The organism is Pseudomonas sp. RIT623 (genome assembly GCF_004519305.1).
Classification (GTDB): domain Bacteria; phylum Pseudomonadota; class Gammaproteobacteria; order Pseudomonadales; family Pseudomonadaceae; genus Aquipseudomonas.
In genome coordinates this window covers 1-12,534 of record NZ_SOZA01000024.1, presented here as the reverse complement: position 1 = coordinate 12,534, position 12,534 = coordinate 1, and the positions used below count along the sequence as shown (strand labels likewise).

The following is a 12,534-nucleotide window of genomic DNA, read 5'->3' as shown; positions in this document are numbered from 1 at the left end:
GTTGAGCGAGCCTGTGGCCGTCCGCCGCGTCGGCATTCTCGGCGGCACCTTCGACCCGGTGCATATCGGTCACCTGCGCAGTGCGCTGGAAGTGGCCGAATTCATGTGCCTGGACGAACTGCGCCTGCTGCCCAATGCGCGTCCGCCGCACCGCGACGCGCCACAGGTATCGGCCCAGGACCGCCTGGCCATGGTGCGCGGCGCGGTGGCCGGGGTTGGCTGCCTGAGTGTCGATGATCGTGAGCTGGCTCGCGACAAACCGTCGTACACCATCGACACCCTCGAGTCGATTCGTGCTGAACTGAACAGGCATGACCAGTTGTTCCTGGTGCTGGGCTGGGATGCCTTCTGTGGCCTGCCCAGCTGGCATCGCTGGGAAGAACTGCTGCAACACTGTCACATCCTGGTGCTGCAACGCCCGGATGCCGATGTCGAACCCCCTGACGAGCTGCGCAACCTGCTGGCGGCGCGCTCGGAGAGCGATCCCACCGCCATGTCCGGCCCGGCGGGGCACATTTCGTTCGTCTGGCAGACCCCGCTCGCGGTGTCCGCCACGCAGATCCGACAGCTGCTGGCCAGCGGCAAGTCGGCGCGGTTCCTGGTGCCGGACGCAGTACTGGCCTACATCGAGGCGCACGACCTGTATCGTGCGTCCAACTGACGGCGCCCGTGGGCGCCTCAATCAATGAGTTGAACGAGTTTTATATGACCAAGCAGAAAATCAACGGCATCAGCGGCGAAGAACTGGTCGAACTGACCAAGGCCGCGCTGGAAGACGTCAAGGCCCAGGACATCCAGGTCATCGACGTGCGTGAAAAGCACAGCCTGACCGACTACATGATCATCGCCACCGGTACTTCCAACCGCCAGATCAGCGCGATGCTGGAAAAGGTCCGCGAAGCGGTCAAGGCCAAGGGCGTGCAGCCGCTGGGCGAAGAAGGCAAGGGCGACAGCGACTGGGTGCTGCTGGACCTGAACGACGTCATCGTGCACATGATGACCGCCGCCGCCCGCCAGTTCTACGACCTGGAACGCCTGTGGCTGGGCGCCGAGCAGAGCCGCGCCAACGACGGCAAGCACCACAGCCCGGAGCACGCTCACGAGTACTCCGACAAGCTCAAGGACCGGGAATAAGGAAGCGTCGTGCGTCTGCGCCTGATCGCGGTCGGCTCGCGCATGCCCAAGTGGGTCGAGGAAGGCTGGCATGAGTATGCCAAGCGCCTGCCCCCGGAGCTTGCGCTGGAGCTGGTGGAAATCCCGCTGAACACCCGCGGCAAGAACGCCGATGTCGCCCGCCTGATCCGTCAGGAGGGCGAGGCGATGCTGAGCAAGGTGCAGCCCGGGGAACGCATCGTCACCCTTGAGGTCCATGGCAAGCCCTGGAGCACCGAGCAACTGGCGGGCGAGCTGGACCGTTGGCGCCTGGACGCGCGTACGGTCAACCTGATGGTGGGCGGCCCGGAAGGGCTGGCGCCGGAAGTCTGCGCGCGCAGCGAACAGCGCTGGTCGTTGTCGCCGCTGACGCTGCCGCACCCGTTGGTAAGGATACTCATCGGCGAGCAGATCTACCGCGCCTGGACCGTGTTGTCCGGGCATCCCTACCACAAATGAACCTGTAAGCCTGTCCGATGCCGCAGCAGATCCGCCTCAAGGACCACGAGAAAGACGCCCGCCTGGTGCGCAACCGCGTCGTCGTGGGCGCCGTGGCGGTGGTGCTGCTCGTCTGCGTGCTGATCGCCCGGCTGTACTACCTGCAGGTCATCCAGTACGACTACCACTCGACGCTGTCGGAGAACAACCGGGTGCACGTGCAGCCGATTCCGCCGACCCGTGGCCTGATCTTCGACCGCAACGGCGTGGTGGTGGCGGACAACCGGCCAAGCTTCAGCCTGGTGATGACCCGCGAGCGCGCGGGCAACGCCGGCAAGTGGCAGGAGGTGCTGGATGTGATCGTCGAGGTGCTGCAGCTCACCGCGGATGACCGCGCCCTGTTCGAAAAACGCATGAAGCAGGGGCGCCGGCCGTTCGAGCCGGTGCCGATCCTGTTCGAACTGACCGAGGAGCAGATCGCCCGTATCGCCGTGAACCAGTTCCGCCTGCCCGGCGTGGAAGTGGCCGCGCAACTGGTGCGGCACTACCCTCAGGGCGCGCATTTCGCCCACTCGGTGGGCTATGTGGGGCGGATCAACGAGAAGGAGCTCAAGACCCTCGACACGGTGAACTACAGCGGTACCCACCATATCGGCAAGACCGGCATCGAGCGCTTCTACGAAGACGAGCTGCATGGCCAGGTGGGTTACGAGGAAGTCGAGACCAATGCCCGCGGCCGTGTGCTGCGGGTGCTCAAGCGCACCGACCCGAAACCGGGCAAGGACATTGTCCTGAGCCTGGACATCAAGCTGCAGGAAGCCGCCGAGCAGGCCCTGGGCGGGCGTCGTGGCGCCCTGGTCGCCCTCGATCCACGCACCGGAGAGGTGCTGGCGATGGTCAGCCAGCCAAGTTTCGACCCCAACCTGTTCGTCACCGGCATCAGCTTCAAGGCCTATGCCGAACTGCGTGATTCGATCGACCGGCCGTTGTTCAACCGGGTGTTGCGCGGCCTGTATCCGCCGGGCTCGACCATCAAGCCGGCGGTGGCCATCGCCGGCCTGGACAGCGGCGTGGTCACCGCTTCGAGCCGGGTGTTCGACCCTGGCTACTACCAGTTGCCCAACTATGACCACAAGTACCGCAACTGGAACCGCTACGGTGACGGCTGGGTAGACCTCGATGTGGCGATCATGCGCTCGAACGACACGTATTTCTACGATCTTGCGCACAAGATGGGTATCGATCGGTTGTCCACCTACATGAACAAGTTCGGTATCGGGCAAAAGGTCGCGCTGGACATGTTCGAGGAGTCCCCCGGGCTGATGCCGTCGCGCGAATGGAAACGCGCCACCCGTCGCCAGGCCTGGTTCCCCGGCGAAACCCTGATCCTCGGCATCGGCCAGGGCTACATGCAGGCCACGCCCCTGCAACTGGCCCAGGCCACGGCGCTGATCGCCAACAAAGGGGTATGGAACCGCCCGCACCTGGCCAAGACTATCGAAGGCCAGCCGCCGGTGGACGACAATCCGATGGAGAACATCGTCCTGCGCGACAAGTCCGACTGGGCCAAGGTCACCCACGGCATGGAGCAGGTGATGCACGGTGCCCGCGGTACCGCGCGCAAGGCCGCGATCGGCTCGCCGTACCGGATCGCCGGCAAGAGCGGCACGGCCCAGGTGGTGGCGATCAAGCAGGGCGAGAAGTACGACCGCAATAAACTCCAGGAACGTCACCGCGACCACGCATTGTTCGTCGCCTTCGCCCCGGCCGACGATCCGAAGATCGTGGTCTCGGTGATGGTCGAGAACGGCGAGTCTGGCTCCGGCGTCGCCGCCCCCGTGGTCCGCCAGGTCATGGACGCCTGGCTGCTCGATGAAAACGGCCGGCTCAAGCCCGAGTTCGCCCCCGCCACCGTTGCCCAGGAATCGGCCCCGTGAAGAACAATTTCGATCGCATGCTCTCCAGCGAGGACGTGATGCGCCGGCGCGCCAGCTTCCTGCAGCGCATCCATATCGACGGCCCCTTGCTGCTCATCCTCCTGACCCTGGCCGCCGGCAGCCTGTTTGTGCTGTATTCGGCCAGTGGCAAGAACTGGGACCTGCTGATGAAGCAGGCCACCTCGTTCGGCATCGGCCTGGTGTCGATGTTCGTCATTGCCCAGCTCGAACCGCGCTTCATGGCGCGTTGGGTGCCACTTGCCTATGTGGTCGGGGTGGTGTTGTTGATCGTGGTGGACGTCATGGGCCATAACGCCATGGGCGCCACGCGCTGGATCAACATCCCCGGGGTGATCCGCTTCCAGCCCTCGGAATTCCTCAAGATCATCATGCCGGCGACCATCGCCTGGTACCTGTCCAAGCGCACCCTGCCGCCGCACCTCAAGCATGTGGCGATCAGCCTGGTGATGATCGGTGTACCGTTCATCCTCATCGTGCGCCAGCCCGACCTGGGTACCGCGTTGTTGATCCTCGCCTCCGGCGCATTCGTGCTGTTCATGGGCGGGCTGCGCTGGCGCTGGATCGTCAGCGTGGTGGCGGCGGCGGTGCCGGTGGCGGTGGCGATGTGGTTCTTCGTCATGCACGACTACCAGAAGCAGCGCGTGCTGACCTTCCTCGACCCCGAGAGCGACCCGCTGGGCACCGGCTGGAACATTATCCAGTCCAAGGCGGCGATCGGTTCCGGCGGGGTGTTTGGCAAGGGCTGGCTGCTGGGCACCCAGTCGCACCTGGACTTCCTGCCCGAGAGCCACACCGACTTCATCATCGCCGTGCTCGGCGAGGAGTTCGGCCTGGTGGGCATCTGCCTGCTGCTGCTGATCTACGTCCTGCTGATCGGCCGTGGGCTGATGATCACCGCCCAGGCCCAGACCCTGTTCGGCAAGCTGCTCGCTGGCAGCCTGACCATGACCTTCTTTGTTTATGTGTTCGTCAATATCGGTATGGTCAGCGGCCTACTGCCCGTGGTGGGCGTGCCGCTGCCCTTCATCAGCTATGGCGGAACTTCGTTGGTGACGCTGCTGTCAGCGTTTGGCGTTCTGATGTCGATCCATACGCACCGCAAATGGATCGCACAGGTTTGAAAAAGGTGAAGAATTGCATGCAAGCAGTACGTGGTTGGGCGGCCCGTTGGGTACCGTGGATAGGCGCGATAAGCCTGTGCGGCGCGATCCAGCAGGCCAATGCCGGTGACTACGACGGCTCGCCCCAGGTGGCCGAGTTCGTCGGCGAGATGACCCGCGACTACGGTTTTGCCAGTGAGCAACTGCTGGGCGTGTTCGCCGAGGTGCAGCGCAAGCAGTCGATCCTCGATGCGATCTCGCGGCCGGCCGAACGGGTCAAGCCGTGGAAGGAATACCGGCCGATGTTCATCAGCGACGCGCGCATCGCCCGCGGGGTGGACTTCTGGCGCCAGCACGAAGCGGTGCTGGCTCGCGCCGAGCAGGAGTACGGCGTGCCGGCGCAGTACATCGTGGCGATCATCGGCGTGGAGACGTTCTTCGGTCGCAACACCGGCAACTACCGGGTCATCGATGCCCTGTCGACCCTGGGCTTCGACTACCCGCCGCGTGCCGAATTCTTCCGCAAGGAGCTGCGCGAGTTCCTCCTGCTGGCGCGTGAAGAGCAACTCGACCCGCTGACCCTCAAGGGCTCGTACGCTGGCGCCATGGGCCTGCCGCAATTCATGCCGAGCAGCTTTCGCAACTATGCGGTGGACTTCGACGGCGACGGCCACATCAATATCTGGAACAACCCGGACGACGCCATCGGCAGCGTTGCCAGTTATTTCAAGCGCCATGGCTGGGTTGCCGGCGAGCCTGTGGTCAGCCGCGCGCAGGTGCGCGGCGAGCGTGTCGACGAAGGCCTGACCAGCGGTATCGAGCCGGTCAGGACCGTGGCGCAGTTGCGAGCGCTGGGCTGGTCGGGCGATGATGCGCTGCGCGATGATCAAGCGGTCACCGCTTTCCGTCTGGAGGGCGAAAACGGCCCGGAATACTGGATGGGCCTGAAGAACTTCTACGCGATCACTCGCTACAACCGCAGCGTGATGTATGCCATGGCGGTGCATCAGCTATCCGAACAGCTGGTTCTGGCACGGGGCGTCAAGTAAATGCGCGAACTCTTTACAGCCAATGGCTTCAAACTGCTGACCTGCGTCGCCGTCGGCCTGGTCCTGGCCAGTTGCTCGTCGAGCCGGCCCAGCAGCCCGCAGGGCGGCAATACCAATACCGTGCGCGCGCAGCCGGGCCTGGACATCAACCGGGCCCACAAGGACGGCGCGCCCTGGTGGGACGTCGACGTCAACAAGATCCCCGACGCCACCCCGACGGTGCATACCGGTAATTACAAGGCCAACCCCTATACCGTGCTGGGCAAGACCTACTACCCGATGCAGGACTCGCGCAGCTACCGCGCCGAGGGCACCGCGTCGTGGTACGGCACCAAGTTCCACGGGCAGAATACCGCCAACGGCGAGCTCTACGACCTCTACGGCATGAGCGCGGCGCACAAGACCCTGCCGCTGCCGGCCTATGTGCGGGTGACCAACCTGGCCAACGGCCGTAGCGTGATCCTGCGGGTCAACGACCGTGGCCCGTTCTACTCCGACCGCATCATCGACCTGTCCTACGCGGCGGCGAAGAAGCTTGGTTACGCCGAGATCGGTACCGCCCATGTCCGCGTCGAGGGCATCGACCCGCAGCAATGGTGGGCGCAGCGCGGCCAGCAGCCGCCGATGATGCTCAAGGAGCCGCAGGTGGCCCAGGCCCAGCCGATCGCGGCCAGCAGCGGACGGGTCGAGCAATGGACCCCGCCACCGCAGCAGCACGCGGCGCCGGTGGTGCCGGTGCAGGTGGGTGGCAACAATGTACCGGCGGGCAACGGCGGCAGCTTCCTGCAGGTCGGTGCCTTCGCCAACCCGGACGCCGCCGAGCTGTTGCGCTCGAAACTGAGCAGCATGGTCAGCGCGCCGGTGTTCATCAGCTCCATCGTGCGCAACCAGCAGACGCTGCACCGTGTGCGCCTGGGGCCGATCAACAGCCAGGGCGAGATCCAGCAGACCCAGGACAGCATTCGCCTGGCCAATCTGGGTCAAGCCAAAGTAGTCACCGACTGAAGGCTGTGCGCTTACTGTAGGAGCGGCCTTGTGCCGCGAAGGGCCGTGAAGCGGCCCCAGGTCTCAGCGTCACCGCAAATATCGCCGGGGCTGCTGCGCAGCCCTTTCGCGGCACAAGGCCGCTCCTACAGGGAGCGCGCCTGAGTCGAAGTCGGCGAAACAGACAACGCCGACCTGTCGGTTTGTTCATGAATTACCGGGCGTTGCCATGTACAATGCCCGCTTTTGCCCGCAGCGGCATTAGGTCGCACTTTTGCGGGCCAGGCCACAGGCCATATAACCAGACTGACGGGGCGTAGGGCACACGACGTGGCCCACGGAACATCAGACCATTAGCGATTTACGAGAGACGGATGAACATCACCAACCTTGCCAAACGACTTTGCCTGCCCGTTCTGCTGATGATCACGCCTGCTGCCTTCGCAGCGGAGCAGATGATGCCAGCACCACCGCAACTGGCCGCCAAGTCCTATGTACTCATGGACGCGTCCAGCGGCAACGTGCTGGTCGAGAACAACGGTGACGAGCGCCTGCCGCCAGCCAGCCTGACCAAGCTGATGACCGCCTACATCGCCACCCTGGACATCCGTCGTGGCCAGATCGGCGAGAACGACCCGGTCACCGTCAGCGAGAACGCCTGGCGCACCGGCGGGTCGCGCATGTTCATCAAGGTCGGCAGCCAGGTCACTGTCAGCGACCTGCTGCACGGCATCATCATCCAGTCGGGCAACGATGCCTCGGTCGCCCTGTCCGAGCACATCGCCGGCAGCGAAGACGCCTTCGCCGACATGATGAACAAGACCGCCGCCGATCTGGGCATGTCCAACAGCCACTTCATGAACCCGACCGGCCTGCCGAACCCGGAGCACTACTCTTCGGCCCACGACATGGCCACCCTGGCCCGGGCGATCATCAACGAAGACCCGGCGCACTACGCCATCTACTCGCAGAAAGAGTTCTTCTGGAACAACATCAAGCAGCCCAACCGCAACCTGCTGCTGTGGCGCGACAAGACCGTCGACGGCCTGAAGACCGGCCACACCGACGAAGCCGGCTACTGCATGGTCGCCTCGGCCGTGCGTGATGGCCAGCGCCTGATCGCCGTGGTATTCGGCACCAACAGCGAACAGTCCCGCGCTGCCGAGACCCAGAAGCTGCTGACCTATGGTTTCCGCTTCTTCGAAACCCAGACCTTCTACCAGAAGGGTACCGAGCTGACTCAAGCCCAGGTATGGAAAGGCGCGACCAACCAGGTCAAAGCCGGTCTGGCCAACGACCTGACCATGACCATGCCTAAAGGCCAATTGAAGCGCCTCCAGGCTTCGATGACCATGAACCCGCAACTGACCGCTCCGATCGCCAAAGGTGACGTGATCGGTAAAGTGGAAGTCAAACTGGACGAGAAGGTGGTTCACAGCGCCGACCTCATCGCCCTGGATGGTGTCGAGGAAGCTGGTTTCTTCGGCCGTATGTGGGACAGCATTCGCCTGTTCTTCTACGGTTTGTTCAACTGATACGTGACTTGCACGCCCCCGTGAACCAGGCGGGGGCGCTGCTGCCACGGCTTACGAGGCCGTTACCGCCATGAGCGAAGAAGACGTCAAGTCGCACAAGATCGAATTCCCCTGCGAGGATTACCCGATCAAGGTGATCGGTGACACCGTTGTCGGTTTCAAGGACACGGTGATCGAGATCCTCAGCAAGTACGCCAAGGTCGACCTCTCGACCCTGGCCGAGCGCCAGAGCAAGGAAGGCAAGTACACCACGGTGCAGTTGCATATCGTTGCCACCGGTGAGGACCAACTGCACGACATCAACAGCGCCCTGCGCGCTACCGGCATCGTGAAAATGGTGCTGTGATGCCCGCTTGTCTCGGTTTTCGCGATCTTGGTCTGCAGCCCTATGAACCGGTGCTGGAGGCCATGCGTCGCTTTACCGAGCAGCGCGGCCCGGACAGCCTGGACGAAGTCTGGCTGGTCGAGCATCCTCCGGTGTTCACCCAGGGCCAGGCCGGCAAGGCCGAGCACCTGCTGGTCCCCGGCGAGATACCGGTGGTGCAGACCGACCGCGGTGGCCAGGTCACCTACCATGGCCCCGGCCAGTTGGTGGCCTACCTGCTGCTGGACGTGCGCCGCCTGAGTATCGGCGTGCGCGAGCTGGTCAGCCGCATCGAGCAGACCCTCATCGATCTGCTCGCCAGCTATGGTGTGCAGGCGGTGGCCAAGCCCGACGCCCCAGGCGTCTATGTCGATGGCGCGAAGATCGCGTCCCTTGGCCTTCGAATCCGCAATGGCCGTTCGTTCCACGGCCTTGCCCTGAACGTGGACATGGACCTTGCGCCATTCCGCCGAATCAACCCCTGTGGGTATGCGGGGCTGGCGATGACCCAGCTGCGCGACCTGGCAGGCCCGATCGAACTCATTGAGGTCAGGACAAGGCTGCGCGGACAGCTGGTCAAGCACCTCGACTATGCTGAGCAGACGACCCTGACGGGCGGAATCGACTGATTATGACAACTGTGCAAGAAGCCGTGCCGAACCTGATCCCGACGCAAGACGTCACCCCGCGCCCTGCTCCTAAAAAAGTGGAAGCCGGCGTGAAGCTGCGTGGCGCCGACAAAGTGGCGCGTATCCCGGTGAAGATCATCCCCACCGAAGAGCTGCCGAAAAAGCCCGACTGGATCCGCGTGCGCATTCCGGTATCCCCGGAAGTCGACCGTATCAAGCAGCTGCTGCGCAAGCACAAGCTGCACAGCGTATGCGAAGAGGCCTCCTGCCCGAACCTGGGCGAGTGTTTCTCTGGCGGTACCGCCACCTTCATGATCATGGGCGATATCTGCACCCGTCGTTGCCCGTTCTGCGATGTCGGCCATGGCCGACCGAAGCCATTGGACCTGGACGAGCCGAAGAACCTGGCCGTGGCCATCGCCGACCTGCGCCTGAAGTACGTGGTGATTACCTCGGTGGACCGCGACGACCTGCGTGATGGCGGCGCCCAGCACTTCGCCGACTGCATCCGCGAGATCCGCGCGCTGTCGCCGGGCGTGCAGCTGGAGACCCTGGTGCCGGACTACCGCGGGCGCATGGACGTGGCGCTGGAAATTACCGCGCAGACCCCGCCGGATGTGTTCAACCACAACCTCGAGACCGTGCCGCGCCTGTACAAGGCAGCGCGCCCGGGGTCGGACTACGACTGGTCGCTGGACCTGCTGCAGAAGTTCAAGCAGATGGTCCCGCACGTGCCGACCAAGTCCGGCCTGATGCTCGGCCTGGGCGAGACCGACGAAGAAGTGATCGAGGTGATGCAGCGCATGCGCGAGCACGACATCGACATGCTCACCCTGGGCCAGTACCTGCAACCGTCGCGCAACCACCTGCCGGTGCAACGCTTCGTGCACCCGGACACCTTTGCCTGGTTCGCCGAGGAAGGCTACAAGATGGGCTTCAAGAACGTCGCCTCCGGCCCGTTGGTGCGTTCCTCGTACCACGCCGACCAGCAGGCCCACGAAGCCAAGATCAAGCTCTGACGCGAGCTTGAGCGGAACATGCCGATGCGCGCTGGAAGGCGGCATCGGCATTTTTTTTGAGCTACAAGTCTCAAGCGACAAGCTGCAAGGAGTGGCGCGATGAATTGCCTGGAAACTGCCCAATACCTGTTGCCCAAGGCCCTGCCTGACAACGCCTGTTTCGCCATCGTTGCCCCAGCTGGGCCGGCGCGGCTCGATACCGACAAGGCCCGTCAGTGGTTCGCAGACCGTGGCCAGCAGTGCCGCATCTACCCCGGGGTGTTGCAGGCGGATGGCTACCTTGCCGGCAGCGACGAGCAACGCCTGCGCGACTTGCACGATGCATTCAGCGCCCCGGACATCGACGCTGTCCTGTGCATGCGCGGCGGTTACGGCAGCATGCGCCTGCTGGACCGTATCGATTTCGAACTGATCCGACGCCATCCCAAGCCGCTGGTGGGTTACAGCGACATTACCGCCCTGCATTCGGCGCTCAACCGACATGCGGGGATGCTGGCCTTCCATGGCGCAATGCTCAATGCCGACCTGCTGGGGGGCAAGCTCGAGCCTACCATCAGCTCACTGTTCGGGCAGTTGCGGGGGCGGCTGGGCGCGGGTGATGTGATTGCCCATCCTGCGGCGTTTGCGCTCACCGGCGTGGTACCTGGGGTTGCCAGCGGGCGCCTGGTCGGCGGCAACCTGTCGCTGCTCGGCTCCACGCTGGGGACGCTGGCGGAAGTCGACACCCAGGACAGCATCCTGTTCATCGAGGACGTCAACGAGCCACTGTACCGCGTCGACCGGTTGCTGACGCAGTTGCGCCTGGCCGGCAAACTTGAGGGGGTACGTGGCGTGCTGGTGGGGGATTTTGCCGGGATCACCGTGGCGGCGATCACGCCGCTGCTGCTGGATATCTTCGGCCCGCTCGGAGTGCCGGTGCTGGCCGGGTGGCGCAGCGGGCATTGTGATCCGAATGTGTGCTTGCCGTTGGGGGCAAGCGTGCGACTGGATGCCGAAGAGCAGAGTCTGGTGCTGTTGCAGGATCTGTTCAGAGTTTGAGATCGCCGGGGCTGCTTTGCAGCCCATCGCGACACAAGGCCGCTCCTACAGGGGGCACGTTATCGCGAATTTCGCGATTGCTTGTAGGAGCGGCCTTGTGTCGCGAAAGGGCCGCGCAGCGGCCCCAAAATTCTCAGCGCTGACGCAGGCTGTCGAGCAGCTTGTGCGTCGGATAGCCATCGGCCGGCCAGCCCTGCGCCTGCTGCGCATTGCGGATGGCCTTGCGGGTGTTGGCGCCGATGATCCCGTCGGGGTTGCCCGCTTCATGCCCGCTGGCATTGAGCAAGGTCTGCAGCTCGATACGTTCGCTACGGCTCAGCGGCAAGTCCTCCTTCGGCCAGTTGCCGGCGATGAAGCCCCAGCCCGAGAAGCGATCGCCCAGCAGGCTCACGGCCAGGGCATAGGACGACGAATTGTTGTACTTGAGGATCGCGCGGAAGTTGTCCAGCACCAGGAACGCCGGGCCACGGGCGCCGGCGGGCAGCAGCAGGGCGGCGGACAGCTGGTTGCTGCCGGCGGGCAGTTGCGTGCCGGCGGGCAGCTTGACGCCCAGTTGCAGCCATTCGCTGACACTCTTGCGCTGGCTGCCGTCGGCCAGCCACCAGTCGAACCCGGCCGGCACCTGTACCTCGAAGCCCCACGGCTGGCCACGCTTCCAGCCGGACGCCTGCAGGTAGTGCGCGGTCGACGCCAGGGCGTCGGCGGTGCTGTTCCAGATATCGCGGCGACCATCGCCGTCGAAGTCCACGGCGTGGGTGAGGTAGGTGGTGGGGATGAACTGGGTCTGGCCCATGGCGCCGGCCCACGAGCCACGCATGGCATCGGGCTGGATGTCGCCGTTCTGCAGGATCTGCAGGGCGGCGATCAGTTGGTCCTGGGCGAACTGTGGGCGGCGGCCTTCATAAGCCAGGGTGGCCAGCGAGCGGATCACCGACTTGCTGCCCTGGAACTGGCCGAAGTTGCTCTCCATGCCCCATACCGATACCAGCACCTGGCGGTCGACCCCATAGCGCTGTTCGATGCGGCCCAGCAACTCGGCATTTTGCTCCAGCAGCTTCTTGCCGTTGCGCACGCGCAGAGGCGACAGGGCGCCGTCGAGGTATTCCCACACCGGGCGGGTGAATTCGGGTTGGCTGCGGTCGGCCTTGATCACGTCCATGTCCGGGGTGACACCGAGGAAGGCGCGATCGAACAGGCTGGGGCTGATGCCGGCTTGCAGGGCTTGCTGGCGGAAGTTCGCCTGCCATTGGGCGAAGGTCTGCAAGGGC

The 12,534-nt window shown here is 64.3% G+C and carries 13 protein-coding genes; 12 read left to right on the top strand and 1 reads right to left on the bottom strand.

Translation table 11 applies throughout. The annotated features are described in order from the left end of the window. Position 1 precedes the first annotated feature (1 nt). The 12 genes from nadD (at position 2) to E3U47_RS16190 (ending at position 11,266) form a co-directional block, all read left to right on the top strand. The gene (gene nadD / locus E3U47_RS16245) at positions 2-661 is read left to right on the top strand and encodes a nicotinate-nucleotide adenylyltransferase (RefSeq protein ID WP_134692704.1); all 660 of its coding nucleotides are present in this window, start codon (positions 2-4) and stop codon (positions 659-661) included. A gap of 44 nt (positions 662-705) precedes the next feature. Then, the gene (rsfS, locus tag E3U47_RS16240) at positions 706-1,134 is read left to right on the top strand and encodes a ribosome silencing factor (protein ID WP_134692703.1); all 429 of its coding nucleotides are present in this window, start codon (positions 706-708) and stop codon (positions 1,132-1,134) included. A gap of 9 nt (positions 1,135-1,143) precedes the next feature. Next, positions 1,144-1,611 (top strand): 23S rRNA (pseudouridine(1915)-N(3))-methyltransferase RlmH, encoded by a 468-nt coding sequence (gene rlmH, locus E3U47_RS16235; RefSeq protein ID WP_023631106.1) that lies wholly within the window; start codon positions 1,144-1,146, stop codon positions 1,609-1,611. A 17-nt stretch (positions 1,612-1,628) separates the two neighbouring features. Then, positions 1,629-3,527, top strand: a complete 1,899-nt coding sequence (mrdA, locus tag E3U47_RS16230) for a penicillin-binding protein 2 (protein ID WP_134692702.1) — start codon at positions 1,629-1,631, stop codon at positions 3,525-3,527. Positions 3,528-3,565: 38 nt separating this feature from the next. Further along, a complete protein-coding gene (gene rodA, locus E3U47_RS16225) occupies positions 3,566-4,669 on the top strand; it encodes a rod shape-determining protein RodA (protein ID WP_167659498.1) in 1,104 nt (367 codons plus the stop codon). A gap of 17 nt (positions 4,670-4,686) precedes the next feature. After that, positions 4,687-5,697, top strand: a complete 1,011-nt coding sequence (mltB, locus tag E3U47_RS16220; RefSeq protein ID WP_134692700.1) for a lytic murein transglycosylase B — start codon at positions 4,687-4,689, stop codon at positions 5,695-5,697. After that, on the top strand, positions 5,698-6,702 hold the full coding sequence (locus E3U47_RS16215; protein WP_134692699.1) for a septal ring lytic transglycosylase RlpA family protein: 1,005 nt from the start codon (positions 5,698-5,700) through the stop codon (positions 6,700-6,702). It begins immediately after the preceding gene. Between the two features lie 353 nt (positions 6,703-7,055). Then, entirely contained in the window at positions 7,056-8,216 is a 1,161-nt protein-coding gene (locus E3U47_RS16210; protein ID WP_134692698.1) for a D-alanyl-D-alanine carboxypeptidase family protein, read from the top strand. Positions 8,217-8,286: 70 nt separating this feature from the next. After that, entirely contained in the window at positions 8,287-8,562 is a 276-nt protein-coding gene (locus E3U47_RS16205; RefSeq protein ID WP_023630272.1) for a DUF493 domain-containing protein, read from the top strand. Continuing rightward, entirely contained in the window at positions 8,562-9,209 is a 648-nt protein-coding gene (gene lipB / locus E3U47_RS16200; RefSeq protein WP_134692697.1) for a lipoyl(octanoyl) transferase LipB, read from the top strand. The genes E3U47_RS16205 and lipB overlap by 1 nt, the downstream gene beginning before the upstream one ends. A gap of 2 nt (positions 9,210-9,211) precedes the next feature. Continuing rightward, the gene (gene lipA, locus E3U47_RS16195; RefSeq protein WP_134692696.1) at positions 9,212-10,228 is read left to right on the top strand and encodes a lipoyl synthase; all 1,017 of its coding nucleotides are present in this window, start codon (positions 9,212-9,214) and stop codon (positions 10,226-10,228) included. 99 nt (positions 10,229-10,327) lie between these two features. Next, positions 10,328-11,266: an LD-carboxypeptidase gene (locus tag E3U47_RS16190; RefSeq protein WP_134692695.1), complete on the top strand. Its 939-nt coding sequence runs from the start codon at positions 10,328-10,330 to the stop codon at positions 11,264-11,266. Between the two features lie 133 nt (positions 11,267-11,399). Here the strand turns inward: E3U47_RS16190 and E3U47_RS16185 are convergent. Further along, the coding region (locus E3U47_RS16185) for a lytic murein transglycosylase (protein WP_134692694.1) at positions 11,400-12,534 on the bottom strand (1,135 nt) is incomplete at its 5' end.

Excerpts from the sequence above, each read along its gene's own strand:
- rsfS (WP_134692703.1), top strand. The coding sequence starts at position 706 with ATGACCAAGCAGAAAATCAACGGCATCAGCGGCGAAGAACTGGTCGAA.
- mrdA (WP_134692702.1), top strand. The coding sequence starts at position 1,629 with ATGCCGCAGCAGATCCGCCTCAAGGACCACGAGAAAGACGCCCGCCTG.
- rodA (WP_167659498.1), top strand. The coding sequence starts at position 3,566 with ATGCGCCGGCGCGCCAGCTTCCTGCAGCGCATCCATATCGACGGCCCC.
- mltB (WP_134692700.1), top strand. The coding sequence starts at position 4,687 with ATGCAAGCAGTACGTGGTTGGGCGGCCCGTTGGGTACCGTGGATAGGC.
- E3U47_RS16215 (WP_134692699.1), top strand. The coding sequence starts at position 5,698 with ATGCGCGAACTCTTTACAGCCAATGGCTTCAAACTGCTGACCTGCGTC.
- E3U47_RS16210 (WP_134692698.1), top strand. The coding sequence starts at position 7,056 with ATGAACATCACCAACCTTGCCAAACGACTTTGCCTGCCCGTTCTGCTG.
- E3U47_RS16205 (WP_023630272.1), top strand. The coding sequence starts at position 8,287 with ATGAGCGAAGAAGACGTCAAGTCGCACAAGATCGAATTCCCCTGCGAG.
- lipB (WP_134692697.1), top strand. The coding sequence starts at position 8,562 with ATGCCCGCTTGTCTCGGTTTTCGCGATCTTGGTCTGCAGCCCTATGAA.
- lipA (WP_134692696.1), top strand. The coding sequence starts at position 9,212 with ATGACAACTGTGCAAGAAGCCGTGCCGAACCTGATCCCGACGCAAGAC.
- E3U47_RS16190 (WP_134692695.1), top strand. The coding sequence starts at position 10,328 with ATGAATTGCCTGGAAACTGCCCAATACCTGTTGCCCAAGGCCCTGCCT.